General features: G+C 72.1%; 21 protein-coding genes. 13 read left to right on the forward strand and 8 right to left on the reverse strand.

The window, feature by feature from the left end; translation table 11 throughout:
- Positions 1-53: 53 nt before the first annotated feature.
- Together OO62_RS18300 and OO62_RS18305 are read right to left on the reverse strand one after the other, a co-directional pair.
- A complete protein-coding gene (locus OO62_RS18300) occupies positions 54-692 on the reverse strand; it encodes a Rieske (2Fe-2S) protein (protein WP_318533614.1) in 639 nt (212 codons plus the stop codon).
- 168 nt (positions 693-860) lie between these two features.
- Positions 861-3,080: a S9 family peptidase gene (locus tag OO62_RS18305; RefSeq protein WP_033268613.1), complete on the reverse strand. Its 2,220-nt coding sequence runs from the start codon at positions 3,078-3,080 to the stop codon at positions 861-863.
- An 816-nt stretch (positions 3,081-3,896) separates the two neighbouring features.
- On the opposite strand from OO62_RS18305, the gene OO62_RS18310 reads away from it, so the two are divergent.
- Positions 3,897-5,903: a LodA/GoxA family CTQ-dependent oxidase gene (locus OO62_RS18310; protein WP_033268529.1), complete on the forward strand. Its 2,007-nt coding sequence runs from the start codon at positions 3,897-3,899 to the stop codon at positions 5,901-5,903.
- A complete protein-coding gene (locus OO62_RS18315; RefSeq protein ID WP_033268530.1) occupies positions 5,900-7,027 on the forward strand; it encodes an FAD-dependent oxidoreductase in 1,128 nt (375 codons plus the stop codon). Before OO62_RS18310 ends, OO62_RS18315 begins: the two co-directional genes overlap by 4 nt.
- 21 nt (positions 7,028-7,048) lie before the next feature.
- Here the strand turns inward: OO62_RS18315 and OO62_RS18320 are convergent, their stop codons facing one another.
- Complete coding sequence (locus OO62_RS18320; protein ID WP_033268531.1) at positions 7,049-9,931, reverse strand: M48 family metalloprotease; 2,883 nt, start codon at positions 9,929-9,931, stop codon at positions 7,049-7,051.
- 251 nt (positions 9,932-10,182) lie between these two features.
- Between OO62_RS18320 and OO62_RS18325 the strand changes: the two genes are divergently transcribed.
- The 4 genes from OO62_RS18325 (at position 10,183) to OO62_RS18340 (ending at position 14,573) form a co-directional block, all read left to right on the forward strand.
- Positions 10,183-11,169 carry an MsnO8 family LLM class oxidoreductase gene (locus OO62_RS18325; protein ID WP_033268532.1) on the forward strand — a complete coding sequence of 329 codons (987 nt, stop codon included), beginning with the start codon at positions 10,183-10,185 and terminating at the stop codon, positions 11,167-11,169.
- A gap of 159 nt (positions 11,170-11,328) precedes the next feature.
- Positions 11,329-12,561 carry an MFS transporter gene (locus OO62_RS18330; protein WP_078617235.1) on the forward strand — a complete coding sequence of 411 codons (1,233 nt, stop codon included), beginning with the start codon at positions 11,329-11,331 and terminating at the stop codon, positions 12,559-12,561.
- 49 nt (positions 12,562-12,610) lie between these two features.
- Positions 12,611-13,447, forward strand: a complete 837-nt coding sequence (locus OO62_RS18335; protein WP_033268615.1) for a COG4705 family protein — start codon at positions 12,611-12,613, stop codon at positions 13,445-13,447.
- A gap of 247 nt (positions 13,448-13,694) precedes the next feature.
- A complete protein-coding gene (locus OO62_RS18340; protein ID WP_033268533.1) occupies positions 13,695-14,573 on the forward strand; it encodes a COG4705 family protein in 879 nt (292 codons plus the stop codon).
- Between the two features lie 72 nt (positions 14,574-14,645).
- Here OO62_RS18340 and OO62_RS18345 read toward each other — a convergent pair whose 3' ends face one another.
- Positions 14,646-16,034, reverse strand: a complete 1,389-nt coding sequence (locus OO62_RS18345) for a sensor histidine kinase (RefSeq protein WP_033268534.1) — start codon at positions 16,032-16,034, stop codon at positions 14,646-14,648.
- A complete protein-coding gene (locus tag OO62_RS18350; RefSeq protein ID WP_033268535.1) occupies positions 16,031-16,693 on the reverse strand; it encodes a response regulator transcription factor in 663 nt (220 codons plus the stop codon). Before OO62_RS18350 ends, OO62_RS18345 begins: the two co-directional genes overlap by 4 nt.
- Before the next feature lie 505 nt (positions 16,694-17,198).
- On the opposite strand from OO62_RS18350, the gene OO62_RS18355 reads away from it, so the two are divergent.
- A complete protein-coding gene (locus tag OO62_RS18355; RefSeq protein ID WP_129323025.1) occupies positions 17,199-17,909 on the forward strand; it encodes a hypothetical protein in 711 nt (236 codons plus the stop codon).
- A gap of 362 nt (positions 17,910-18,271) precedes the next feature.
- Positions 18,272-18,892 carry a sigma-70 family RNA polymerase sigma factor gene (locus OO62_RS18360; protein ID WP_033268536.1) on the forward strand — a complete coding sequence of 207 codons (621 nt, stop codon included), beginning with the start codon at positions 18,272-18,274 and terminating at the stop codon, positions 18,890-18,892.
- A gap of 244 nt (positions 18,893-19,136) precedes the next feature.
- Here OO62_RS18360 and OO62_RS18365 read toward each other — a convergent pair whose 3' ends face one another.
- Positions 19,137-20,042, reverse strand: a complete 906-nt coding sequence (locus OO62_RS18365; RefSeq protein ID WP_033268537.1) for a LysR family transcriptional regulator — start codon at positions 20,040-20,042, stop codon at positions 19,137-19,139.
- 146 nt (positions 20,043-20,188) lie between these two features.
- Between OO62_RS18365 and OO62_RS18370 the strand changes: the two genes are divergently transcribed.
- The 4 genes from OO62_RS18370 (at position 20,189) to OO62_RS40695 (ending at position 23,679) form a co-directional block, all read left to right on the forward strand.
- Positions 20,189-21,307, forward strand: coding sequence for a PrpF domain-containing protein (locus tag OO62_RS18370; protein ID WP_033268538.1), 1,119 nt, complete (start codon positions 20,189-20,191; stop codon positions 21,305-21,307).
- Complete coding sequence (dctA, locus tag OO62_RS18375; RefSeq protein ID WP_033268539.1) at positions 21,304-22,719, forward strand: C4-dicarboxylate transporter DctA; 1,416 nt, start codon at positions 21,304-21,306, stop codon at positions 22,717-22,719. Before OO62_RS18370 ends, dctA begins: the two co-directional genes overlap by 4 nt.
- A 376-nt stretch (positions 22,720-23,095) precedes the next feature.
- Entirely contained in the window at positions 23,096-23,251 is a 156-nt protein-coding gene (locus tag OO62_RS38980; RefSeq protein ID WP_106974870.1) for a hypothetical protein, read from the forward strand.
- Positions 23,252-23,484: 233 nt separating this feature from the next.
- Positions 23,485-23,679 (forward strand): hypothetical protein, encoded by a 195-nt coding sequence (locus OO62_RS40695; RefSeq protein ID WP_228332388.1) that lies wholly within the window; start codon positions 23,485-23,487, stop codon positions 23,677-23,679.
- A gap of 6 nt (positions 23,680-23,685) precedes the next feature.
- Here the strand turns inward: OO62_RS40695 and OO62_RS18385 are convergent, their stop codons facing one another.
- The gene (locus tag OO62_RS18385) at positions 23,686-24,516 is read right to left on the reverse strand and encodes an alpha/beta fold hydrolase (protein ID WP_033268540.1); all 831 of its coding nucleotides are present in this window, start codon (positions 24,514-24,516) and stop codon (positions 23,686-23,688) included.
- Positions 24,517-24,591: 75 nt separating this feature from the next.
- Between OO62_RS18385 and OO62_RS18390 the strand changes: the two genes are divergently transcribed.
- A complete protein-coding gene (locus OO62_RS18390) occupies positions 24,592-25,194 on the forward strand; it encodes a hypothetical protein (RefSeq protein ID WP_051733398.1) in 603 nt (200 codons plus the stop codon).
- Positions 25,195-25,326: 132 nt separating this feature from the next.
- Here the strand turns inward: OO62_RS18390 and OO62_RS18395 are convergent, their stop codons facing one another.
- Positions 25,327-25,731 carry a hypothetical protein gene (locus tag OO62_RS18395; protein ID WP_033268541.1) on the reverse strand — a complete coding sequence of 135 codons (405 nt, stop codon included), beginning with the start codon at positions 25,729-25,731 and terminating at the stop codon, positions 25,327-25,329.
- Positions 25,732-25,907: the final 176 nt, after the last annotated feature.

Below are 25,907 nucleotides of genomic sequence, written 5' to 3' on the forward strand. Positions count from 1 at the left end.
GCTGACCGACGTCCCGGGGAGGCCCGCCACTTCCCGGCGGGCCTCCTCCTCGGTCAGCCGAGGGTGACCGAGCCGCCCTTGACGTTCACCTTGGCGGGCTCCAGCGCCTTGGTGGCGGGGCCGTGCTTCACGCTGCCGTCGGTGATGTCGAACTTGCTGCCGTGGCACGGGCAGTTGATGGTGCCGCCGGAGACCTCGTTGACGACGCAGCCGGCGTGGGGGCAGACCGCGGAGAACGCCTTGATCTCGCCCTCCTTCGGCTGGGTGACCACGACCTTCTCGGCCTTGAAGATCTTGCCGCCGCCCTGCGGGATCTCCGAGGTCTTGGCCAGCGTGCCACCCGCGCCGCCACCGGCCTGGCCCCCGCCTCCGCTCCCGCCCGCGTCCTGCGAGCCGCCGCCCTCCGCGTTCTTCGCCCCGGAACCGCCGGCGTCCGACATGCCGCCGCAGGCCGCGAGCGCGGCGGTCAGCCCGGCCGCGCCGACGGCCGCGACGACGGCCCGGCGGCAGGCCCCGCGCCCCCCGGGCACCGAGGCCATCGCCGGCCGCTCCACCGCCGTCGACTCGGGCGCTGTCGTCGCCCCGGCCGCCGTCGTCGCATCGGCCTGCGTCCGTGCCGCGGTCTGCGTGCGTGCCGCGGTGTCCGTCCGCTGCTCGGTGTCCGTCCGCGCCGATGCTGCCTGTCGAGCCATGGTGTGCCTCCGGTTCCTGGTGCCTTCGGTGCGCGCTGTCGTCGTCCATGGACGTTGCAACGGGCCATACGCGAGCGCGGCCGGGCGTGTTCAATGCCGGCCGGGTTCCGTGCGGAGGTGTTGCGTTTGGACAAAAGCGCGCCCCACCGGTGGAGCGGAGGCAACCGGTCAGCCCTCGTCCGCGCTCCTCCTCAGGGCGTCGAGCAGAAAGTCCCGCTGGGCGTACAGGAGTTGCTCGTTGACCGCGTCGGCCGGTGCGTGGGTGGCGCCGGACAGCGGCAGCACACTGTGCGGCCGGCCGGCGGCCAGCAGCTCCGCCGAGAAGCGCAGGGTGTGCGCGACCGCGACGTTGTCGTCGGCGAGCCCGTGGACCAGCAGCAACGGGCGCCGCAGCAGATGGCCCCGGCCGGCCAGCGAGGAGCGCGCGTAGTTCTCCGGGTACTGGTCCGGGTGGCCGAGATACCGCTCCTTCCAGTGGGAGTCGTACAGCCGCATGTCGGTGGGCGGGGCGCCGGCGACCGCCGCGTGGAAGACGTCCGGGTGGTGCAGCACCGCGCCCGCCGCCAGGTATCCGCCGAACGACCAGCCGCGGATCCCGACCCGCGTGAGGTCCAGGTCACCGCAGTGCGCCGCGGCCGCGTGGAGGGCGTCCACCTGGTCCTCCAGCGCGGGGGTGAGCTGATCGCCGTGAATGGTCTTCTCCCAGGCGGGGCCCCGGCCCGGCGTGCCACGCCCGTCGACGGCCAGTACCGCGAAGCCCTGCTCGGCGAACCACTGCGACACGCAGACGAACCAGTCGCGGGTCCGCCCCACCTTCTGCATCCCCGGCCCGCCGTAAGGATCGACCAGCACCGGCAGCTTCTCCGCGCCCTCCCGGTGCCACGACGGGAGGAACAAGGTGCCGCGCAACTGCCGTGCGCCGAGCGTGAGATGGCGCGGTCGTGGCGCGATCACCGGCTCCTCGGCGAACGAGGCGATGACGGCGTGCGCACCGCTCCCTTCGGCGACACCGTCGGCAGTACCCTCGCCCGGGGCGTGCGACGAGCCGCCGCCGTCCGGGACGTCCGTGGGCGCGCTTCCGTCCGAGGAGCCGCCGGCCGCGCCTCCGGCCGGCGCCGCTCCGGGCTCCCGTACGACGCTGACCTCCTCCCCGCCCGGTGTGCTGCCCGCCAGGACGACGGTGCCGCCCCGGGCCACGCCCGAGTACCTGCCGGGGCCCCGGCTCAGCCGCTGGTTCCCGTGCTCCGGTTCATGGCGCCACACATGGGTCTCCAACGGGTCCTCGCTCGCCGTGAAGAGCACCGACTCGCCCTCGACCCCGAGGACCTCGCACAGCTGGAGCCCCTCCGGCGTGACCCGCCGCCCGCCCACGGTCAGATACCGGGTGTCGCCCGCGTCCTCCGGGACCACCAGCGCGCCGGAGGCGGTACGGGCCGGAGTGCCCGGCACCAGCTCCACCCACGCCGGATCGGTCCGCTCGTGCCGGACCTCGGTGGCCCCGGTCACCGGGTCGACCGCGAGCGTCCGCAGGGTGCGCTGGTCGCGGCTCTGTACGGCGAGGAACGGCCCGTGCGCGTCCCAGCCGGCGTCGACGAGGTACTCGTACGCGGTGCGGTCCCACGCCACTTCCACCCGCTCGCCGTCCAGTGCGACCAGGTACGCGCCGACCTCCGCGTTCGGGGTTCCGGCCGCCGGATACGCGATGACCCGGGGCGGCTTCGCGGGATCCGCGGGATCGGCGAGGTAACGCCGTGCCACGCGGCCGGTGTCGACCCTGGCCACCAGCAGGCGACGGCTGTCCGGTGCCCACCAGTGGCCGCGCATCCGGTGCATGGACTCGGCCGCCACGTATTCGGGCAGTCCGTAGGAGACGTCCGGCGACTCCGCGCGGGCCAGTTGCCGGTCGCCGCCGGTCACGTCGACGACATGGAGGCACCGGCCGGTCACATACGCGATGTGCCGCCCGTCGGGGGACGGGCGGGGGTCGACCACCGGCCCGGCCGCCGGGACCGGGAACGGTGCGCCGTCGTCCGTGCGTACCGCCCACAGGGCGCCGGAGAGCGCGAACGCGGCGAGCCGGACGGCGGCATCGGTCGCGTACGACACCACGCCCACCGACCGCTCACGGGCCCGCTCCCGGCGCAGTCGCTCCTCCTCGGGGACCGCCTCGGAGCCGGCCCCCACCAGGAGCGCCGGGTCGGCCAACAGCCTTTCCTCGCCGTCCTCGTACTGCCAGAGCCGGCCCACCGGGTCGGTGCCGGAGCCCGTACGGACGAAGAGCACGCGACGGCCGTCGGGGGAGACCGTGAGGTGGCGCGGCACGCCGAGCGAGAAGCGGCGGGTGCGGGCGAACTGGCGCGGGAAGGCCGCGGCAGCGGCGGAGTTCACGGTGCTGCGGTCGGCGGCGCCGTCGGAAGTGCCGTCGGGTGTGCTGTCCGAGGCGCTGCCCGTAGCGGTGTCCAGAGTCCTGTCCAAAGTGCTGTCCTCCAGGATGGTCGTGGTGGTCCCTTGCGGGTGGGCGGTGTGGTGTTTCCGGGTGGTGCGGTGGTGCGCTCTCCACGGGTTCGCGGGCGTGCGGGGCCCTGCGGAGATCTCCGGGTGAGCCCTGCGCTGCCGGCTGTGCGGCGTGCGGGGTGGATCGAGTGCCCGGCGGGTGGTGGTCCAGCCGTCCGGCATGGATGACGCACACCCCGGCTCTCCATGGGCCGGCCCGATGCCCGGATCCGGGCGCTGAAGATGAGCCGGTCCGTACTGGGGCCGACGGGCGCGAGAGGCGCGCCGGCTCCGGTCCCGGGCCCTGGGGGCCGGGGTGCCGGCCCTGCCCCGGCCTCGCGGAGCGTTCGAACGGCTTCGGGATCTTACTGCCTGACGGCCCTCCGGCGGAACAGGTGTGCGCCGGGTGTCCGGTTCCCGTCGGCACGGGCCGGCGAGATCCAGGAACGGACGCGCGCCCGCTCCTGGACGCCTGCCGGGACGCGCGCCTCTCGCGCACCGGGCGCTACGCCTGCCGGCGCAGGCCCGGGCGGGCCGTCGTGCCCGCGACACGCCTGCTGAGCTGCGATGAAACGGATCCGTGCGCAGGTGACCCGAAGGGGTGAATCCATACGCCCATCGCGACGCGCCGGCCGCGCGGCCGGCAGCGCGCCGCACCCACGATGGTGCCTCCGGGGGGACTTCGTTCACCCTCCCGAGGAAGGCTGCCCGGTGGACCAGCGAATAGCACAGGTGAAGATCCATCCGGCCATCGGCATCGCCCGGGTCGGCAACAGTCCCCAACCGCCCTTCATGGGGCCGGAGTCACCGGACCAGCCGCCGCTGCCGGCCGGCTCCTACAAGGACGGCTCGGGAAAGCTCGTCCGGCAGGCCGCCCGCTTCCGGGTGTACGGCTACAACCAGGCGGGAGAGGTCGTCCGGGAGCTGAAGCTGGGCGAGGGCGGCGTGACCGAGATCAAGTGGTCGGTGCACCTCGCCAACAAGAAGGCCGCGTGGTACCAGTTCCACATTCCGCTCGACATCCCCGAGGCCGCCGGGCTGCCGGACGCGCAGCGGGCCCGGCGGAACGCCGGCGTCAGCGACCGGAAGAAGCTCGTCATCGATGCCGGCCGCAAGGCCGTCCGCGCCTCCGTGCACGAGACCGCCGCCCTGACCGGGAAGATCATGACTGATGCGGTCACCCTCGGCGCGCTCTCCACCCAGAGCGACGGCCGGCTGGTGGTCGTCGGCGGAAACGGCACCTCGGCCTCGTACAGCAACGGCCCGATCACCGGCGTCGCCAACAACGACACCTGGTACGACGACGTCTCCGACGGCCCGGTCACCGCCGAGGTCACCATCAACGGCGTCACCAAAGCCGCCACCGGGAGCTGGGTCGTGGTCGCCCCGCCGCACTACGCCCCCGGCGTGAAATCCGTCCGCACCCTCTACGACCTGCTGTTCGACGTGTTCGTCACCGAGCAGACGCTGCCCGCCCAGGCCACGGTCTCCTACCCGGACCACATCGAACCGCTGCTGCGCCGGTTCTGCGACCTGCAGTGGGTCAACCACGGCTTCGCCACCCAGTTCGGCTGGCGCGGCCCGCACGACTTCCTGGACCCGGCCCTGCGCAAGCGGCTCGCCGACCCGGGGGAGGCCAGCCGGGAACTCCGCCGCCAGGTCTACATCCAGATGCGGGACTACGCCCGGGACGGTACGTCCCCGGTGCCCTGGCCGTGGATCTACGGCGACGCCATGGCCAGCAGGCCCAACTCCGTACGGCAGCACCTCACCCTCTCGCCCACCCAGGACCGGATGCTGGCCCTGTGGGCCGACGGGCACTTCACCTCCGGCCCGCCCCGCACCGGCCACCCGGACGTGGACCAGGCGCCCCTCGCCGAACAGCCGGGCCTGCTGGACCGGGCCGCCCTGGACTACTGCGCCGCCGACGCCTTCCACCCGGGCTGCGAGGTGACCTGGCCGATGCGGCACAAGACCATGTACTCGGAGCCCTTCCGCGTCCTGCACCGCACGCCGGAGAACCCCGAACGCGACTACGGCCCGGTGCTCAGCCTCCAGGACGCCCTGGGCAAGAACGGCCCGCTGCACGCGCAGGGGCCGGGCGACCTGACCCGCTGGATGGCCGCCCCCTGGCAGTGCGACACCGCGAGCTGCCGTTCCGGCTACGAGGTGCGCGCCGGGCTCGGCCCCCGCTACAGCCCCTACGTGCCGACGTTCTGGCCCGCGCCGATGCCCAACCACGTCCTCAAGAAGGCGGACTTCACCACCGTCAACACCGCCCCGACCGGCTCCGACGACAGCGCCAGGGAGCGGGCCTTCGAGCATCGGGCGGTGTGGCTGCGCGGCCTGGAGGGCACGGACTTCAACAAGCAGCGCCGGCAGATGATCGACGACTGGTACAAGTTCGGCGTCGTCGAGACCCACGAATACACCGTCGGCGACGGGAAGTTCCCCCGCCACATCCAGGTGGAGTCGGAGCCCGGCTACCCGCCGGCCCCGGACCTGGCGAACCTCGTCAACATCCAGGTGCCCGAGGCGGGGGTGCCCCAGCTGGCCGCCGCGGCCGACGCCTGGAGCGGCAGCATCCCGGCCGAGTCGGTCGAGGCGGACCTCGTGCAGCAGGCGGTCCAGGAGGTCAAGGAGGCGACCGGCCGGGACGAGGCGGAGATCGCCGCCGGGTACCTGGAGAAGCTCGACCCCTTCCACGGCGCGCAGTGAGCCCCGCGGCCGCCTACGACGTCGTGGTCGCGGGCGGCGGCCCGGCCGGCTGTGCCGCCGCACTCACCCTCGTACGGGCCGGGCACACGGTCCTGCTGGCCGACGCGGGCACCGGTCCGCCCAAGGCCGGCGAGGCGCTGGTGTCCGCGGCGCGGCTGCTCCTGTCCGACCTCGGCGTCGCCGAACAGGTCCTGGCCACCGGCCATCTGCCCTGCTACGGCAATCTGTCCGCCTGGGGCTCGCCCGAGCTGTATGCCGTGGACTCGCTCCACGATCCCTACGGCCACGGCTGGCACCTGGACCGTCCGCTCTTCGACCGGCGGCTGCGCGCCGCGACTCGCGCGGCGGGCGCCGACGTCGCCGAGCACACCGCCGTCCGGCGCCCCGTCCGCCGGCCCGACGGCACCTGGCGGATCGCCCTGTGCGCCCGCGCCGGCGGCGAACGTGCCGTCCGGTGCCGCTGGGTGGTGGACGCCACCGGCCGGGGCGCCGCCGTCGCGGTCCGGTCCGGCGCCCGGCGCCGCACGACGGACCGGCTGACCGCCCTCCACCTCACCCTCGACCCGGCCCCGCGGGCGAGCCCCGACGGCCGCTCCCTGGTCGAGTCCGACCGGGACGGCTGGTGGTACACCGCCCCGCTGCCCTCCGGGCACCGCCTGGTCGCCTACTTCACCGACCCCGATCTGTCCGACCCTGACCTTCCTGGTGCCGCCGTGACCGGCGACGAGCGGTTCCGTGACCGGCTGCTGGCCACCCGCCACGTCTCCCACCGCGTCCGCCCGCACGGCCTCACCACCCTGCGGCCACCCCGCCGCGCCGCCGCCCACAGCGCACATCTGGACCGGGTGCACGGCGACGGCTGGACGGCCGCCGGAGACGCGGCGGCCGCCTTCGACCCGCTCAGCTCGCAGGGCATCCTCACCGCCCTCTACACGGGGCTGAGCGCCGGCCACGCGGTCGACGCCCACCTGCACGGCGACCGCACGGCCCTGGCCGCCTACGCGGCGCAGGTCGCCACGGCCCGTACCGCCTACGCGCGCGAGCACCGCGCCGTACACGCCCGCGAGACCCGCTGGCCCGACCGCCCCTTCTGGTCCCGCCGCCACCTGAACCAACAGGCGTGAAAACAAGACGCGTTCGCGGTGCTAGCGCGCCCCGGTCGCGGGGGACCCGGCGCCGGCGAGGCGGAGCTCGTCGAGGCGGACCTGTACCGACCGGAGGGTGACGTCCGCCTCGTGGAACTGCTGCATCGACGCCATGAAACGGTGGTTGTCGCCCTGGTCGAAGGCGAGGGCGCAGCCCCGGCTGCCGCTCTGCGTCCGGTCGAGGAACGTCCGCCACAGGGGCGCGGCCTGCGGGTCCGGGACGGGGAAGTAGCGGGTGGCGTCCCGCATGATCCGGCCGAACTTCGCGCACACCGGCTTGAAGACCGACGATTCGAGGCGGCCGTGCGCGTCCGCAGCCTGCAGCAGCGCCTTGCTGAGCGCGGCGTCGGTCGCGGCGTAGCGAAGGATCAGGTCCCGCCCGCCGAACTTGAGCCAGGCGGTCGCCTGCATCGCCGCGATCGGCGCGGGCGCGGCCACCTGTGCCGGAAGGGCTACGTGGTACTTGTCGGGGGTCTGCGAGGTGCTCCTGCTCGCGTACCGCGCGGCCACGGTCGTGGTTGCCACCGCCGCCGCGCACAACACGCTCACGGTGACGCGACGGGCGAGGCGTCCGCGCCTGCTCCCGTGCGGTGGCGCGGGGACGGGTGATGCCGCGCGGGCGCGCCGTAGCCGCTGGATCGCGGACACCGCGGCGACGGCCACGACGGCGCCGATCGCGGTGGACACGAGAACCGGCCCCAGCACCATCCGGACCAGCGGCCAGGCCCCGGTGGGGAGCCAGTAGCAGCGCGAGGCGAGAGTGCGCAGCGGCGGAATGCATCCGTCGGCGGACAGCAGCACGAAGTGCCCGGCCAGCCCGGCCAGGGCCGTGGCCTCGGCGGTGACCAGCGCGATGAGCAGCGGATAGCGGCGCGCCCACGCGCTCGCGACCCCGGCGGCCGCCGTCGCGACCGTCACCACGGCCACCATCGCCCACGCCTGGGAGAGGAAGGTGTACAGCCCCCCGCGCTGCCCGAGCGGTGGCTGCCAGGTGTGCAAGTACGCCTTGGTGGCCGCGACCGCGACCCAGCAGACCACCCCGCCCAGCGCCGCGGAGAGCAGCACGCGTCGCAACGGCGGCGGCGCCGTCGAGGACGGCGCCGGCTCGACGAGGTCGTCGGAGGCGCCGCGGGCCGGGCGGCGGCGCAGCGCGGTCACCGAACCGGTCATCCAGGCCAGCAGCGGTACCAGCCACAAGGCCGCGACCGCGGCCAGGACGAGGGGCCGTTGGAGGCCGGCCAGCCCCGGAAAGACCACCGCGCTGACGTACAGCATCGTGCGGTGGTCGGTGGCCGGCCCGGGGAAGATGTTCTCCAGTGTCCGGCGCTCCGCCTCCGTGCTGATCCATCCGCTCGCCAGATCGACGCCGCCGCTCTGCCACCAGGAGAACCAGGCCGTGAGCAGGAGGCACGCGGCCGCCATGACGAGCAGCGTGGCCGGGAGTTTGGTGCGGCCCGACCACACCGTGAACCAGAGGTGCGCGCACTGCGTCGTCCACCCGGCGAACACCAGGCCCGCGCACACGACCAGTAGCAGGACCTGGGGCCGGGCGGGCAGCCACTCCGCGACGGCGAACTCGTTCATGTCCAGCACGCCGGCCGCCATCCCGGCGCCCAGCCACAGCCCCGCCCGTACGCCGGACGGCACCCGCCGCCCGGTGAGGACGGCGTGGGCCACCGCCCGCCACAGCGCGATCCCGGCCACCCCGGTGGCCGCCACCGCCGCGAGCAGTGCCGTCGCGGGGTGCGTCCAGGGGCTGATCAGGGCGCCCGCGGCCAGATAGTGCGTGGCTTGGGCGCTGATCATCGCGGCGGCCGCCCCGGTCAGGAACATCGGCAGCGCCTGCACACCGAACAGCGCCGCCGGATCGGTCAGGGCGTCCCGGCGAAGGTCCCACCGCGGGTGGGTGCGCCACAGTTCGACGAAGGAGGCGAGCAACCGCCTGCCCTTGCCCCCGGCCGGTGCCGCCGCGGGGACGGCCCAGCCGCGCGGGTCGGCGCCCCAGCGCACCGCGGCCAGGTCGGCGTAGACCTCGCGGCTGCGCAGGACATCCGACCGCGCGAGGTAGACCAGCACGATCATGAAGATCGGGAGGACGAACGCCCTTGCCGCATAGGGCTGTTCGGCCGTCCAGAGCGGATCTTGGAGTGAGGTGGGGATGACGGCCGCACACCACACCAGGTAGGGGAGGAGCACCAGGAGGACGAACGCCCGCCACACGGCGACGGTGACATAGGTCAGGGTGACATCGCCGTTGCGGATGTGGGCGAACTCGTGCAGCAGCACCGCCCGGAAGCCCTCCGGATCGCGGGATCTGCGGGCCAGCAGACCGGCGTGCAGGCAGACCGTGGGACGGCGGGTGCGGCCGAACACCACCGCGCTCGCCGACGCCGCGGCCGGGTCGATGACCACGCGGGGCACCTGGGCCAGGCCGGCCGTCGCCGCCAGCTCCGCCACGGCGCGCCGGATCCCGCCGTCGTGATCGACCGTTTCCAGCGCGACGACCCGGCCGCGCCGCGCCTTCCACGCCGGCAGGACCCAGAACAGCACGCCCGCCGCGACCAGGACGAGGCCCGGCCACACGAGGTCCGCCCACCACGGCGGCCTCGACGCATAGCGGTCCAGACACGCCTGAAGGGCGTCGTTGTGGGCGATCGCCCCGGCGTAGCTGACCGCGCCGTCGCCCTGGGTGGGATCCACGCCGGCGGCGAACTGGCAGCCGAATCCGGCGAAGCCGTCCGGGTTGTCCTTGGCGCCGGCGACGGCGGACATCATCGAGCCGCTGCTCACCAGCAGCAGAATCACCAACAGGGCGAAGCGCATCGTCGTGCCCGCGCTGATCGCCCGCTCGTCTATACGCGACCCGGTCCCGGCCGTGACCATCGCGCCCTACCCCCGCACCGGGAGGCGCGCGGTCTCCGCTCCCTCGGCGGCCCCGCCGGCCCCTGCTGACCCAGTGCTCATGCTCAACCCCCGCACACAAAACCAGAGTTGGTCCACACGAACCGTACTGTGGTCCGACGAGGCGTGGAGCGCCTTCGGCCGGGAGCGCTGTGACAGCCGGCGGTCGTTCAATCCTGCGCGGTCGCGCGATCGCCGCATATTTTCGAACACGCGATCCTTATGCTGACACCATGATCGATGTACCTCTTTCCGCGCTGGAAGTCGCGATGGTCCAGACCGGCACCCGAGCCGTGGAGACCCTGCGCGACACCGCCGCCTTCGCTCAGGAACTGGAACGGCTGGGATACCACCGGATCTGGTACGCCGAGCACCACCACTCGCCCGCGATCGGCGCGTTCCCGCCCGTGGTGCTGACCGCGCACGCCGCCGCCTCGACCTCGGCCATCCGGCTCGGTTCGGGCGGAGTGCTGGCCCCCAACCACGCACCCCTCACGCTGGCCGAACAGTTCGGGACGCTGGCCGCGCTGCACCCGGACCGCGTCGACCTGGGTATCGGCCGCGGTCCGGGCACCTTCGACGAGGCCACCGCGCGGGCCCTGCGCCGCGGAGCCGGGCCGACGACGGACGAGGAGTACCAGGCGGACGTCGCCGCGATCCTGTCCTTCCTGGTCGACGAGGTCGCCCTCGGCCCGCTGCCGGAACCTTGGTTGCTGGCCTCCAGCACCGCGGGTGCCGCCCTCGCCGCGCGGCTCGGTCTGCCGATCGCCCTGGCCCACCACATCCGGCCGGACAACACCCGGGCAGCGCTGGAGGGTTACCGGGCGGCGTTCACCCCGTCCCGTTGGTGCGAACGGCCTCGGGTGCTGCTCTGCGTGGAGGCGGTGTGCGCCGAGACGGAAGAAGAAGCCGCGTGGCGCGTCGGCCCGATGGACGTCGTCAAGGCCGGGCTCCTCAAGGGGCTGAGCGAGATCGCCTTCCCCACGCCCGCGGAAGCGGCCGCCCACCCCTTCACCGCGGAGGAACGACAGGCGCTGGCCGGCTTCCGCGCACAGCAAGCCGTCGGGACGCCGGAGACCGTCGTCCGGCGGCTCGCCCAGCTCGTCGCGGAGACCGGAGCGGACGAACTCATGCTGACCACACCCGTCCACGCCCTCCGCGACCGCGTTCGCTCGTACGAACTCCTCATGAAGTACGCCGGGGCCACGACGGCACCGTAGGCGGCGGGCGGGGCGTGCCGCGGGCGCCGGTGGCGGTGGTCCGGCAGGAATGCGACATCACCGCAGCGCGCGGGGGTGGTGTCGCAGAGCTGCCAGCCGGGCGGGGGTGACGCCTGCTGAGCTGGTGGTGGAACGACTGCCTCTCCCCGGACGGAGCCCATGTCCCTCACCACCCCTGCCGCCCCGGCCGAGCCCGCGGCGCCCCCGCTTCCCTCCCCGTTGACCGGCCGACTGGCCGTGGTCGCGGTCATGTTGGGGATCTTCGTGATCGTCACCACGGAGATCCTGCCCATCGGGCTGCTGACCGAGATCGGTGACAGCTTCACCCTCTCGGACGGGGCGGCCGGGCTGATGATGACCATGCCGGGCTTCCTCGCGGCCCTCGCGGCTCCGCTGGTCACCATGGCCACGGCGCGCATCGACCGCCGCCTGATGCTGTGCGTCTTCATGCTCCTGCTGGCCGTGGCGAACTTCCTCGCCGCGGCAGCACCGGGCTACTGGCTGGTGCTGCTCTCCCGGGCCCTGGTGGGCCTGACCATCGGGGGGTTCTGGTCGATCGGCGCGGGGCTGGCCGAGCGGCTGGTGCCGCCGGCCTCGGTCGGCCGGGCAACTGCCGTGATCTTCTCCGCCGTTCCCCTGGGGTCCGTCCTCGGGGTGCCGGCCGGCACCCTCCTCGGGGAGGTCGCCGGGTGGCGCACGGCATGCGTCGTCATGGGCGCGCTGACGGCCGGAGTGCTGGTCATGCTGCTCCTGGTCCTGCCGCCGCTGCCGCCCGTCCGGGCCACCCGGCCGAGGGTGCTCGGGGGGATGCTCCGCAGCATCCACACACGCTTCGCGCTCCTGCTGACGTTCCTGATCGTGCTGGCCCACTTCGGCACCTACACCTATGTGACGCCGTTCCTGCAACAGGTCACCCGTGCCGGCGACGGTCAAGTCACCGTGTTCCTGCTGGTCTACGGCGTGGCCGGCATCCTCGGCAACTTCGTCGGCGGAGCGCGGGTGGCGGCGTATCCGCGGACCGTCTTCGGACTCGCGGCCGGTCTCATCGCCGTGGCGACCCTGCTGCTGCCGGTGCTCGGCCGTTCGGCTTCCGGCGCGGTGGTCCTGCTGATCGTGTGGGGTGTCGCCTACGGCGCCGTGCCGGTCGCCTCGCAGACGTGGTTCGCCAAGGCGGCGCCCACCACCCCCGAAGCGGCATCGGTGCTGTTCACGGCCTCCTTCCAGGCCACGTTCTGCCTCGGCGCACTCGTGGGAGGGTTGACCCTGGACCGCACCTCGCCGGCCACGGTCATGCTGCTCGGCGGCTGCACCGCCGCCCTCACGGTCCTGGCTGCGGGCGCCCACTTCGCCCGGCGCCTCACCTGGCCCGCGGAAGCGCGGACGACGCGGTAGGGCGCACGCTCAGGATGCGTTCAGGTTGCGGATGACACGGTCGGGCACCATGACAGCTGACATCCCCGGGGCCGTCGAGGCGCCCGGCACCTCCCGCCCCGCCCCCACCGGCCGGCGCCTCCGCTGGAACAAGGTCCCCGAAGTCACGGCGTACTTCTGGGTGATCAAGGTCCTGTGCACCACGGTCGGCGAGACCGCGGCCGACCTGCTGAACGAGAAGCTGGGCCTGGGCCTGACGGGCGTGTCGCTGCTGATGAGCGTGGTGCTCGTCGCGGTCCTGGTAGCCCAGTTCCGCACCCGCGCCTACCGCCCCGGCATCTACTGGCTCGCCGTGGCGCTGATCAGCGTCGTGGGCACGCTGATCAGCGACAACCTCACCGACAACCTGGGCGTACCGCTGGAGACCAGCACCGTCGCGTTCGCGGTGGCCCTCGTCGTGGTGTTCGTGGCCTGGTACCGCAGCGAGCGCACGCTCTCCATCCACCACGTCGACACCACCCGCCGCGAGTCCTTCTACTGGCTCGCCGTGCTGTTCACCTTCGCCCTGGGCACTGCCGCCGGTGACCTGGTCGCCGAGCGCATGGACCTCGGGTACTGGCTCTCCGCCGGCCTGTTCGCGCTGGCGATCGCCGCGGTCGCGGTGGCGCACTTCGCCCTGGGGCTGGACGCGGTGTGGAGTTTCTGGATCGCCTACATCCTGACCAGGCCGCTGGGCGCCTCGATCGGCGACTACCTGTCCCAGCCGACCGCCGACGGCGGGCTCGGCCTGGGCACGGTGATCACCAGTGTGCTGTTCCTGGCGGTCATTCTCGGCTTGGTGGTGTTCCTGACGGTCACCCGGCGGGACGTGTCCGACCCGGAACGCCTCACTCCGCAGGCGAGCTGAGCGGACCCACCCTCGGCGGCGGCCGGCCCCGAGCCCGGGGCCGGCTTCACCCGTCCGGGGCTGCTCTGCGGGTGCGGTGAGCGGTGTTCAGGATGCGTTCAGGTTGGGGCTGGGAGCGTTTGACGGGGTGCGGGTTTCGCCGCGCGCGGTGCGCCTCGTGCCCCCACATGCTGCCGCTGTGCGCACTTCGCCAGGCCCCCACGGCACGACGTGAGGAGGCGGAGGCGCCCCCCAGAAGGGACCGACCTTGCCTGAGCCCGAAGTCCTGACCGACCTCGACGTCGCCGGTACCGACAGGTACGTGATGCGGAAGTTGCCGGAGGTCACGCTTGCCTTCTGGGTCATGAAGACCGCCGCGACCACCCTCGGCGAGACGGCCGGCGACCTCTTCGCCCAGACCCTCAAGCTCGGCTATTTCCTGACCACCATCGCGCTGTTCCTGCTCTTCGTGGTCACGTTGGTCGTCCAGCTCCGGTCCCGGCGCTACAACCCGTTCTTCTACTGGACCGTCATCCTGTCCACGAGCATGGCGGGCACCACGATGTCCGACTTCATGAACCGGGACGCCAGCGCCAAGTTCCTCACGGACGGCGCGAAGTCACTCGGCTGGGGACCGCAGGGCCTCGGACTGGGCTACCCCACAGGGGCCGCCATCCTGATCTCGCTGTTGGTCGTCATCTTTGTCATCTGGAAGTGCACCGGGCTGACGTTCGCCATCCGCGACATCGTCAGCTTCCGCGCGGAGGCGCTCTTCTGGGCGGCGATCCTCGTGTCGAACACGCTCGGCACGTCGATGGGTGACTTCCTCTCCGACAGCACCGGACTCGGTTATGCGGGTGGCGCGCTGCTCGTTACCGGTGTGCTCGCCGTACTCGTCGGCCTGATGCGGGTGCCCGCCGTGCCGAACGTGGTGCTGTTCTGGATCGCCTTCGTGCTCACCCGCCCCCTCGGAGCCACCGCCGGCGACTTCCTCACCAAGCCGCTCGCCAAGGGCGGCCTCGACCTCGGCACGGCAGGCTCGTCGGCCGTGCTCCTCGCGATCCTGGTCGGCCTGATGGGCTACGCCCATGTTCAGGAGCGCCGGACCGCCGTCCCCCAGGACAAGAGCCTGACGGGCGCCTCCTGAGCGGCGGCGCGAGGGCCCGGCGGCGTGCCCGCCCGGGCCTGCCGGGCGGGGACGGTGCCGGGCCCGGCACTGTCATCCGGCGGGCAGGCTGACCACGAAGCACGCGCCGGAGCTGTGCCCGGCGTCATGGGTGACCTCACCGCCGGCGGAGCGGGCCAGGCGCCGCGCGAGCGGCAGTCCGAGGCCCGCTCCGCCGTGTCCGTCCTCGGGGTCGGCGCGCCGGCCCGGCTGGAAGAGGTCCGCGGTGAACGAGGCCGGGACGCCGGGCCCGTCGTCGATGACCGCCACACAGATGCCGTCGGGCCCCGGCGCGGCCTGGATGCCGACCCGGGTACGGGCGTAGCGCAGCGCGTTGTCGGTGAGCGTGGCGACGACGCGTTCCAGCAGTGCGGCGGGCGCCCCGGCCACCAGCGAGTCCGGGCCGGTCACCGTGATCGCGGGCTTCCCGGGAGCGCCGAGCCGTGCGGTGAGGCGGCGCAGCACGGCCATCACGTCCGCCGTGCCGGGTGCGGTGTGCGCGTCGGCCCGGGCGTCGTCGAGGACGGTGTCGCAGATGGTGCGCATCGAGTCGGCGGCATCCGCGATGGAGGCGTGCGCGGCGCGGGTTTCGGCGGTGGAACGGGGCCGGGCCTGCCACCAGTCGAGTTCGGCGGTGATCCGTGCCAGGGGGTTGCGCAGCTCGTGGGAGAGCTCCCGGGTGAGCTGCTGTTCGTGCCGCAGCACGGCACGGATGCGGTCCAGGAGTTCGTCCAGCGACGCCCCGAGCCGTGTCAGCTCGACGGGGCGGTCCCCGACGCCGAAGCGCTGTTCGGAGCCGACCACGCTCCATCGGGTGGCCTGTTCGGTCATCGCCCGCACGGGGCGCAGGGCGCGCCCCACCGCCAGCCGGGTCAGGACGTAGGTGCAGGCCAGTACGGTGGCGTCCAGGGCCAGGGAGGCGACGAGCAGGGTGTCGGCCGAGGAGCGGTAGGGCGCGAGGTCCATGGCGGTGACGACAGCGGCGGTGGGCCCGGCGCCCGGCCGGACGTCGCCCACGGGCTCGGCGCACAGGCGTATCGGGTCCCCGGCCGTCACCTCGGCGCAGTGTCTGCCGCCGCGCGCGGCGAGATCCGCCGCGGTGCGGGTGAGGGTGGCGCCGGGCGTGGTGGAGGCGGGGTGTTCCAGCAGCCGGGCGCCCGCGTAGATCCATACGTTGGTGTCGAGGACGGCGTCGTGCGGCGTCTCCAGGACGCGCACCGGGCGGTGGCGGGTGTCGACGGTCGCGGCCACGGCGGCGGCCCGGGTGTGCAGCTCATCATCCGCCTGCTGCTGGAGGTGCTGCCGGACGATCGCGTTGAACACGACGGTGAGGATCACCATCACCAGCGTGGCGGTGGTGAGCGCCACCAGCGACAGCCGGCCCCGCAGGGTGCGGGGGCGGCAGCGGGCGGCAGGCCCGGCGAGGCGGTTTCGGGCGGTCACGACAGCCGGTGCCCGATCCCGCGGATGGTGCTGATCGTCAGGCTGCTTCCCGCCTCCCGGATCTTGCGCCGCAGCCGGCTCAGATACTGGTCGAGGGTGTTGTCACTGACGTATGCGCCCTCGGGCCAGCCCACCCGGACCAGATCCCGTCGGCGCACCACCGCCCCGAGTCCGGCCATCAGCGCGGCCAGCAGCCGGAACTCGGTGGGCGTCAGCGCCACATCGACGCCCCGCACGCACAGGCCGTGGTGCACGGGATCGAGGACGAGGTCCCCGGTGGCCGTCGGCGCCGGGGGCCCGGAACGCTTGAGGGCGGCGCGCAACCTGGCGGCGAGTTCGGTGAGGTGGCAGGGCTTGGGAAGGTAGTCGTCGCCCCCGGCGGAGAACCCGCTGAGGCGGTCGCTGAGCCGGTGGTGCGCGGTCAGGAAGACGACCGGTCCGAGGAACCCCTGTGCCCGCATCGCTTGGCACACGTCCCGTCCGTCCGCGTCGGGCAGCCCGACGTCCAGCACCACGGCGTCCACGCCGTCGCCGACCAGCCGCAGGGCGATGGCGCCGTCCTGTGCGGCCCGCGTGTCGAAGCACTCGTCGCGCAGCCCGCGCACCAGCACGTCCCGCAGGGCATGGTCGTCCTCGACGACCAGGATGGTGGGACGCAACAATGATCACCTCACTGACTAGGGAAGTCCGTCCCCGTTACCGCGCCGGACGCGGCCCGACGGGCAGGCCGACACCCGAGGCCGGCCCTGGGCGCGCCCGGGTCACCACACCCCGAGCGACTACAAGCAAGTAGACGGTCTACCGCACTGTAGACGACGAGGGTGGCCGAGGCTTGTGAGTGAGGGCACAACACGCTCCCTCCGGTCTCCTGGCCTGCGAAAAGCCGGTTCGGCTCGCCCCGATCCCGGGCCCGACGGCGTCAGCACGGCGTGGCACTACCGCGTCGCCGAGGCCGAAACCGCGGAACCACGGAACCGCACGCCCGCGCAACCGCCGTACGGCAGCGTCGACCCGACAGGCGTAGGTGCAGCCGAAAGCATCATCTCCCCTTCCCTGCCGCCCAGTTGACCGCCCGTGAGGTGGTTTAGCAGATCTGGACAACAACTGAGCCCGAGGTGCCGTGCACCCTCCCGAGCGGGCGAACGGGCTGGCACGATGGCCAACATGACTTCCGGGTCGGTTTCACGCGCTGTGCGCGCCGCGATCTTCGCGGTGGTGTGCGTGACGACCGCGGCCCTGGGGCATGCGCTGATGTCCGCGCGGCCGTTGCCCTGGTGGGTCCTCGTCGCCGCACTCGGCGTAACGGGCTCGGCGGCCTGGTGGTCGGCAGGGCGGGAACGCGGCGGGTTCGTCGTGACCGGTTCTTCCGTCCTGGCACAGCTGGCGCTGCACTCCCTGTTCGGCCGGGTGCAGTCGTGCGGGGCCGGCCTCTGCCTGGAGAGCGCTCACGCCTCCTCGTCGACGCCGATGGGCGGCATGGCGGGGATGAGCCGTCTGACGGACATGGCCGGCATGCAGGCACTTTCCACCGCACACACGGGCGCTCCCGGTGCCCTGCGCGAGGACTGGAGCCTGGCGCAGATGGTGCACGCCGGCCACGGCACTCTCGGCATGTTCCTGGCCCACGCGCTGGCCGCGCTGGTGTGCGGCTTGTGGATGTGGCGCGGCGAGGCGGCCGTGTGCCGGCTCGCCCGGAACGCCGCCGCGGAATGGTTTGCGCCCTTCCTGCTGGCCCTGGCGGCACTGGGCTGGACCGGCCTGAAGCCGACCGCCCGCCCGGCGGTCGGGGCCGCTCATGTCCCGTGCCTGCGTGGGGTGTTCCTGCACCACGTCCGCTTTCGCAGGGGCCCGCCGAGCCCGTCCTTCTGCTGCTGACCGCCCGCCCCGGGGCCTTCCCGGCGCTGCCCGGAATGCTGCGACGCCGTCTTGGACGCACCTGCCGTCAATGACGCGGTGTCGTCGATGCCGTCCGGGCCCCGTTCCCCTTTCCGCGAGGTGGCGGGCGGAGTACCGGCGGGTCCGCGCGACGGGCGCCCTTACGCGTCCGTGAGCGCAGCTGGACCACCCGCCGGCCCTTGGCCCCGCGGCCCTCCCGCCTGCCCGTAGCCGTACGCCTTTCGCGCGTCGTCCCTGGACGTACGTCGTCACCGGCCGTCGTACGGGTGCCGGAGTGCCGCTCACCGACGAGGCCGTGCCATGCCGTGGTGCGGCCCGCATCTCCCGAAGGACATGTGGTGATGATTCCTGCCCTTGACGGTCTGGCCGGTGGCAAGCGGACGGCCGCGGACGACGCGCAGTTGACGGCCCTGGCCCTGGCCGCCCGGGACGGTGACCCTGACGCCGTCGAGCGCTTCATCCGCTCCTCCCACCGCCATGTATGGCGGTTCGTGGCACACCTGAGCGGCGAAACGCACACCGCCGACGACCTCGCCCAGGAGACGTTTCTGCGCGCCCTCACCAGCCTGCCGCGATTCGCCGGCCGCTCCTGCGCCCGCACCTGGCTCCTGTCGATCGCCCGTCGCGTGGTGATCGACCGCTACCGCTCCGCCGCCGCCCGTCCGCGCATCGCCGACGTCGACGACTGGCAGGCGGTCGCGGAACACCGCCAGCCCCTCTGCCTGCCGGGCTTCGACGACGGGCTGGCGCTGAGTGAGTTGCTGGACGCGCTGGAGGGTGAGCGGCGCGAGGCATTCGTGCTCACACAGTTGGTCGGCCTGCCGTACGCGGATGCTGCGGCCGTCGTGGGCTGCCCCATCGGCACGGTCCGCTCCCGGGTGGCCCGCGCCCGCGCCGACCTCATCGCCTGGCTGACGTCCGCCGAGACCTGCGCACGGGCCTGCCAGACGTGCGCAGCGTGACCACTTCCGGTGGCGAGTGTCCCGGTCTCGCCGTCCCATGCCCTCGGCCTGGTCACTTCCGGAGCCGCCGCTCGCCAAGCTCACCTAGGATCCCGTGCTCCTTCCGGTTCACGCCGCCGAACCCAACGTATGGCCAGGGTTGCCTGCCGCCGCCCGTTGCTCGGGTCCAACACCGAAGTGCGGGGCCTGGATTGCAGGCGGCGGTCAGCGCCACGGTTCCATGATCGGTGGGCGTGGTTCGGTGTCAGAGGGTTCGGGCCGCGGCGGCGTCGCGGAGGAGTCCGGCGAAGGTCAGGGCGGCGGGGGTGAGCGAGTGATCGGCCATGCGGACCAGGAGGATGCGGCGGACGGGGGCCGGCGGCTGGAGGGGCAGGACGTTGACGCCGGGTCGGATGCCCTCCAGGGCCAGGGTGGGAGCAAGGGCGACGCCGATGCCGGCGGCGACCATGGCCTGGGCTTCCTGGTAGTCGTGGGCCTCGTAGGCGATGTGGGGCTCGAAGCCGACGGCGCGGCAGCCGCGGACGAGGGCTTCGGCCACCGGGTGACGGTCGGCGCGGGTGATCCAGGGGTCGTGTGCGAAGTCGGCGAGTGAGGCGGCGTCGCGGCCGGCGAGTGGATGGTGGTCGCTGACGAGAAGAGCCGGCGGGTCATCGAGGAGTGGGGTGATGACGATGTCCTCCCGGTCGATTCGGCTCCAGTCGTAGTCCCACATCAGCGACATTTCGATCTCCCGGTTCTCCAGCATCGTCCAGAGCCCGGCGATGCGGGCGCTGCGGACGGTCAGCCGTACGTCGGGGTGGGCGTCCCGGAAGGCGATCACGGCCTGCGGGAGGAGCGAGGCGCCGACGGTGGGGAAGGTGCCGATGCGCAGCGTGCCCGCACGCAGACCGGCGTAGTCGGCGAGTTCGTTTTCCGCGGCCTGCAGTTCGCGTTCGATCCGTTGCCCTCGTTCGGCCAGCGCCCGTCCGGCGTCGGTGAGGGTGACGCCCCGGGCGTGGCGTTCCAGCAGGGGCTGGCCTGCCTCCGTTTCCAGGCGGCTGATCTGCTGCGATACCGCTGACGGGGTGTAGTTGAGGGCGCGGGCTGTCGCGGTCACCGAGCCGCGCCGGGCGACCTCCGTGAACAGCAGGATGCGCCGGACGTCGAGCATGCCGCCACCTCCAGCGTTCACTTGAGCTTAATGGCCATGCAGATTTCCGAGATTGTACTTCACGCTGCCGTAACCCACCGTGGAGGACACCCCGCACGGCGAGACCGTCGGTGGACTTCCCCTTCCATGGCTGTGAGGAGTCAGTTGTGCTGCGTCTGCAGGGCGAGATGATCCGCGGAGGAACCAGCAAGTGCTGGATCTTCGACCACCGCGACGTGGCCGCCACGGGCGTGGACGTCAGTGCCCTCCTGCTCGCTGCCTTCAACGCCGCCGACCCCCGCCAGATCGACGGCGTGGGCGGCGCCTCCTCCACCACCTCCAAGGCCGCCGTCGTACAGGCGTCGACCCAGGCCGGCGTGGATGTCGAGTACGCCTTCGCGCAGGTCGGCATCGGCGACGAGCGCGTGGAGTGGGCCAGCAACTGCGGCAACTGCGCCACCGCCGTGGCCCTGTACGCCGTCCACCACGATCTCGTGCCGATCGCGTCGGACACCACCACCGTCCGCATGCTCAACGTCAACACCGGGGCCCGCCTCACCGGCACGATCCCCACCCCCGCAGGCGTGGCCCCGGAGGAGGGCACGGCCGTGGTGCCGGGTACCTCGGCACGGGGCGTGCCGGTCCTGCTCGGGTTTCAGGACCCGGCGGGCTCGACGACCGGCCGCGCTCTGCCGACCGGCCGGGCACTGGACGAGCTGACCGGCCCGGACGGCCCCGTCGAGGCTTCCCTGGTGGACGCCGGCGCGCCGGCCGCGCTGTTCGAGGCCAAGGCGTTCGGCCTCGACAGCACGGAATCCCTCACCACGTTCGCCACCGCAGTGCCCGCGCTGACACTGCTGCGCCGCCAGGCAGCGCTGGCCATGGGCCTGGCCCGCGAGGGTGATCGGGTCAGCCACGCGGTGCCGAAGGTGGGCATCGTCGCGCGACCCGCTCCCTATCGCACCACACAGGGCACACTCGTCAACCAGGACGAGTACGACCTGGCCGTACGCATGGTCTCCATGCACGCCCCACATCCGGCGATCGGCCTGACCTCCGCCGTGGCTCTGGCCACGGCCGCCGCCACCCCCGGCACCCTCGCCCACCGCGTCGCCCGGCAGACCGCCGACGGAACGCTGCGCCTGGGCACCCCCGCCGGCGTGGTCACCACCCAAGCCGTCCCCGCACCGGACGGCGCGTCCCCCACGGTGCTGCTGCACCGCGCTGCCCGGCGTATCGCCCGAGCCGAACTCCTCGTTCCCGTCCTGGAAGGACGCCCCGCATGAGCCGCAACGACGCCGCCCCGGGTACCGTCACCGCACCACCGGGCCGCATCCGCCGGATGCTGCCCCACCTCTACATCCAGTGCCTGATCGGCGTCCTCCTCGGCGCCGCCGTGGGCGGGCTGTGGCCGTCCGTCGGCGCCGACCTCAAACCGCTCGGCGACGGCTTCATCGCGCTGGTGAAGATGTTCATCGCGCCGATCATCTTCTGCACGGTCGTCCACGGCATCGCCTCCATGGGCAACGCCCGCGCGGTCGGCCGGGTGAGCCTGAAGGCTCTGGTCTACTTCGAGGTGCTGACCACCGTGGCCATGGTGATCGGCCTGGTCGTCGTCAACATCGTCAAGCCGGGCAGCGGTCTGCACATCGACCTCTCGACCCTGTCCACGAAGGGCCTCCCGCCGGAGACGACCACGGCCCACGAGGGCTTCGCCGCCTTCCTCCTCACCATCATCCCGGCCACCCTGGTCAGCGCCCTGACCGGCAACGAGATCCTGCCGGTGCTGCTGGTGTCGGTGCTGTTCGGCTTCGGTCTGCACGCCAGCGGAGAGGCCGGCCTGGGGATCGCCCGGGGCGTCGAGAAGTTCTGCACGGTCCTGTTCACGCTCATCCGCTGGATCATGCGGCTGGCCCCCATCGGCGCGTTCGGCTCGATGGCCTTCACCATCGGCAACTACGGCCTGGGCACCCTGCGCCACCTGGCCCTGCTGGTCGGCTCGTTCTGGCTGACCGCCCTCTTCTTCGTCCTGGTCGTCCTCGGGACCGTGATGCGCCTGAACGGACTGCGGATGCTGCCCTTCCTGCGCTACATCAAGGAAGAGCTGCTGATCGTCCTGGGCACCTCCTCCACCGAGCCCGTCCTGCCGCGCATGATGGCCAAGCTCCAGCACGCGGGCGCCTCGAAACCGGTCGTCGGCATCACGCTGCCCGCCGGGTACTCCTTCAACCTCGACGGCACTGCCATCTACCTGACCATGGGCTCGGTCTTCCTCGCCCAGGCCCTCGGTATCGACCTCAGCCTCACCCAGCAGCTGACCATGCTCGCCGTCATGCTGCTCACCTCCAAGGGCGCCGCAGGCGTCACCGGCTCCGGCTTCATCGCCCTGGCCGCCACCCTCAGCGCCGTACCGCACGTCCCGGTCGCCGCCCTCGCGCTGGTCTTCGGCGTCGACCGGTTCATGTCCGAAGCCCGCGCCCTGACCAGCCTGGTCGGCAACGGCGTCGCCACCCTGGCCGTCGCCCGCTGGGAGGGCGAACTGGACGAGGACCGCGCCAAGGCCGTCCTGCGCGGAGAGATCCCCTACACCCCTGCCCCCGCTCCTTCTGCGGTGACAGCCGAGCCCGATCCGAAGCAGACGCCCGCACCCGAGGCGATGCCCGAACCAACCCGCGACCCGGTGCCCACCGCAAGCTGATATGGCGTGGGCGGGCCGGCCCAGAGCAGATGCTCCGGGCCGGCCGCCCACGTCTCAACAGGACGTCGTACTCGCCGTCCGGGCTGATCAGGAACGTCCGGTCCTCCAGTACGCCCAGCCTTCCAACCGCTGATCAAGTCCGGCGCACGCCGCGCAGAACTCCCGCGTCGTCTGCCGTTTCGGCGATCAGGGATCCGCGGATTTCCCGGCGTGAGCGAGGTACCTGTCCGTACGGTCCGCGCGGGAGGTGCGTCAGGTGGCCAGGATGCGGAACCGGACCTTCATGGACTGATCACGGCCCGAGGGTCGAACCGCTGGTGCCGCAGCGCGAGCGCGGCACCGACGAGACGGTACTGCCGAGGACTACCAGCAGATCATGGACGCGGTGCGACGGGCGGATACGCCGGTTATGGCCAAGCAGGTCTGCGGTGAGCTGGGGATGTCCCAAGAGCCGGCCCGCTCGGAGGCGATGCGCTCGAAGCTGAACCGACTGGCCGAGCGGGGCTGGCTGCGCAAGCTGGCCGACGGGTAGTTCACCACCACGCTGTGAGTGTGGCCCAGCAACGGCAAGCAGCACGGGCCGTAACGCCGGTGCCTCCGGCGGAAGTTGATACATCATGTCAAAGAAAACCAGCCCCGCCGGGGGCGCTGAGACGGTTGTCCACCAGTCCAGTCTGCAGCTGTCCACGGCCACCCTGACCTTCCTCGGCGACCCTGCTGCGCGGCCATCTGAAGAAGATCCGCTCCCGGTGGCGGAAGCTGACGGTGCGTCGTTGGGTCCTGGAGGTGATCGAACTGCTTGCCGCACGGGCCCGGTGCCTGGAGCGCGCGCTGAAGAAGGTCATCCGAACGGGTGGCCGCATCGTCCTGATCGACGGCACTCTGATCCGCACCCGGCGCCGCACAGGAGCGGACAACCGCCGCAACTACAGCGGGAAACACAAGGCCCCAGGGGCGTGAGCCAGGTCATCCACGCAGGAATGCCGCCGTGGTCGCCACGAACCGGTCGGCGTCGTCGCACCACGGATAGTGGCCCGCGCCCGGTTGCACCACGAGTGTGGCGTCAGGGAACACCTCCGTGAACTTGGCCGCGGACACCGGCGGGCTGTTCAAGTCGAACTCCCCGGTGAGCAGCAGAACGGGGGCCTTGCAGGCGGCGAGCGCCGCACGAGTGCTCTCCGGGTTGAAGGCGCCCTCAGCCGCGAAGTGAGCGACAGATTCCTGGTTGCGGGGCTGGCTGGCCGTGTGGTGCTGCTGTGCCGTGGCGTCCCACCGGCCCCAGAAGAAGGGGGCGACGGCTTCCCAGTCGCTGCCCGTGCCCTCGGTGATCGCCTGCAGGGCGGCGAACGCTTCCGGGAACCACGGCTCGTTCTTGCGAAGCTGAGCGAGCTCGCGCCGCGTCTCTCCCGTGATCGCTACACCGACAGCGCGGGTGCTGGGGCCGATCAGGGCGAGCTTGCTGACTCTCTCCGGGTATCCGGCCGCGTATTGCGTCGCAATGTTCGTGCCGGCGGAATGGCCGAGCAAGTCCATCCGGGGAAGGTCTAGGTGCTTGCGCAGCGCCTCGACATCCTCGACCAGGCGGTCGCAGCGGTAGGAGGAAGTGTCGTCGGGAATCGCGGACCGGCCGGTGCCGCGAAGGTCCAGGAGGACCAGCTGGCGGTACGCGGACAGGCCGCCGAGGTCGCCGAGGTACGTGGAGTCCGTAGGACCTCCCGGGATGCAGACGAGCGGATCGCCCTCACCGATGACGCGGTAGGCGAGCTGGGTTCCGTCGGGCGCGGAGAAGGTAGGCATGCTGCGGATCCTGCCAGTCATAACCTGGTTATACAACTGGGTTATGAGAGCGATGCCGTGGTGTATAACCGGGTTGTGGCACGCGAAGAGAGCACGCACCGGACCCCCGAGACGCTGACCGAGCAACAGGCCGAGCGGCTGCTCGCCGGCATGAACGAGGTCATTCGTGCGGGCGAGGAGATGCGAAAGCTGCGCGCCGAAATGATCAAGGTGTTTGCGGGCTTCGGCTGGACGCAGGAACGCATCGCGCAGCTCACGGACATGAGCCAGCCCGCCGTGTCCAAACAGATGGCGAAGCGCAAGACCGACGACCCGCAGCCTCCGATGCGGCTCTCCCTCGACCAGTACGACGCTCCCTGGCTCGAAGGGCGGCTGTGGGGCCTCGCTGAGGAAATCTCCGAGACCGTCCACGAAACCGCCTGCTGCACCCGCTACGTCAACGCACTCGCCCGTGGCAAGAAGCGCTTCACGCCGCAGAACATCGACGAGCTGCGGCGCCTCGTCGAAGAGGACCTGAGGCTGCACCGGGCAGAGCTGCCCGGCAGTTACCGGGCCGCGTACGACGAGATCAGCCGCGGTCTCGACATCCCCTCGAAGGTCACCCCCACCGCATCAGCATCTGTACGCCGCTCCATCGCCCACCAGATCCAGCGCGATCTGCTCCAGGAGGACGTGTAGGCCGTCCTCGTGAACGGCCCTTTCGACGAACTTCGCCGCGCAGAGCGCTCTCCCACGGTCAACGACTACTTCCGAGCCGCCGCCCGCGCCGTGGTCACCTACAACCTCTCCTAATCGCATAGGTGGTGGTAATCACCTCGGCGCCGTGCCCTTACAACTCTCCTTGACCTTCATCACGTTGAAGATCACCGGGTATTCGGTGATCCGCTGGTTCGGGCCCGGCTGGGAGCCGCAGATCTTCCACTCAGCCGGGTCGTCCACTGGACGGCCTTGTCCGCTCGCGTCCTTGAATGTCATGTCGAGTTCGGAGCTCATCTGCTCGTACGCGCGCTGGGCGTTGCCGCCGATGACATCGGGCATGGTGGCGGCGACAGGCGCAGGGTCTGCCGAACGACGCGTCTCGGCGGATCCCGCGCCGGTCGGGGTGTTCGCCGAGGCATCCGGCACGGACGACGCGCCGCAGGCGGTGACTGAGGCCAGGAGCGAGGCCAGGAGTGTGGCGGTGAGGACGGGTCTCAGAAGCTTGGTGACGGTCATGTTTCCCCCGAGCGTGATGGCAGTTCGGGACAGTATTCACGGTGAGACCACAGGAAGCACCGCCTTCTGGATCGACTCCAGGTCCGTGGCCGTACCCGGTCGCAGCTCGGTACGACTGACCGCGGTGGGCTGTTCCTGCAGAGGGGGAGCGGTGCGGAGTCAGCGGGATGTCAGTG

Source organism: Streptomyces lydicus, assembly GCF_000717345.1.
Lineage (GTDB): Bacteria > Actinomycetota > Actinomycetes > Streptomycetales > Streptomycetaceae > Streptomyces > Streptomyces lydicus.

Excerpts from the sequence above, each read along its gene's own strand:
- OO62_RS18335 (WP_033268615.1), top strand. The coding sequence starts at position 12,611 with ATGACAGCTGACATCCCCGGGGCCGTCGAGGCGCCCGGCACCTCCCGC.
- OO62_RS18300 (WP_318533614.1), bottom strand. The coding sequence starts at position 692 with ATGGCTCGACAGGCAGCATCGGCGCGGACGGACACCGAGCAGCGGACG.
- OO62_RS18385 (WP_033268540.1), bottom strand. The coding sequence starts at position 24,516 with ATGCCTACCTTCTCCGCGCCCGACGGAACCCAGCTCGCCTACCGCGTC.
- OO62_RS18365 (WP_033268537.1), bottom strand. The coding sequence starts at position 20,042 with ATGCTCGACGTCCGGCGCATCCTGCTGTTCACGGAGGTCGCCCGGCGC.
- OO62_RS18395 (WP_033268541.1), bottom strand. The coding sequence starts at position 25,731 with ATGACCGTCACCAAGCTTCTGAGACCCGTCCTCACCGCCACACTCCTG.
- OO62_RS18330 (WP_078617235.1), top strand. The coding sequence starts at position 11,329 with ATGTCCCTCACCACCCCTGCCGCCCCGGCCGAGCCCGCGGCGCCCCCG.
- OO62_RS18325 (WP_033268532.1), top strand. The coding sequence starts at position 10,183 with ATGATCGATGTACCTCTTTCCGCGCTGGAAGTCGCGATGGTCCAGACC.
- OO62_RS18320 (WP_033268531.1), bottom strand. The coding sequence starts at position 9,931 with ATGGTCACGGCCGGGACCGGGTCGCGTATAGACGAGCGGGCGATCAGC.
- dctA (WP_033268539.1), top strand. The coding sequence starts at position 21,304 with ATGAGCCGCAACGACGCCGCCCCGGGTACCGTCACCGCACCACCGGGC.
- OO62_RS38980 (WP_106974870.1), top strand. The coding sequence starts at position 23,096 with ATGGACGCGGTGCGACGGGCGGATACGCCGGTTATGGCCAAGCAGGTC.
- OO62_RS18360 (WP_033268536.1), top strand. The coding sequence starts at position 18,272 with ATGATTCCTGCCCTTGACGGTCTGGCCGGTGGCAAGCGGACGGCCGCG.
- OO62_RS18355 (WP_129323025.1), top strand. The coding sequence starts at position 17,199 with ATGACTTCCGGGTCGGTTTCACGCGCTGTGCGCGCCGCGATCTTCGCG.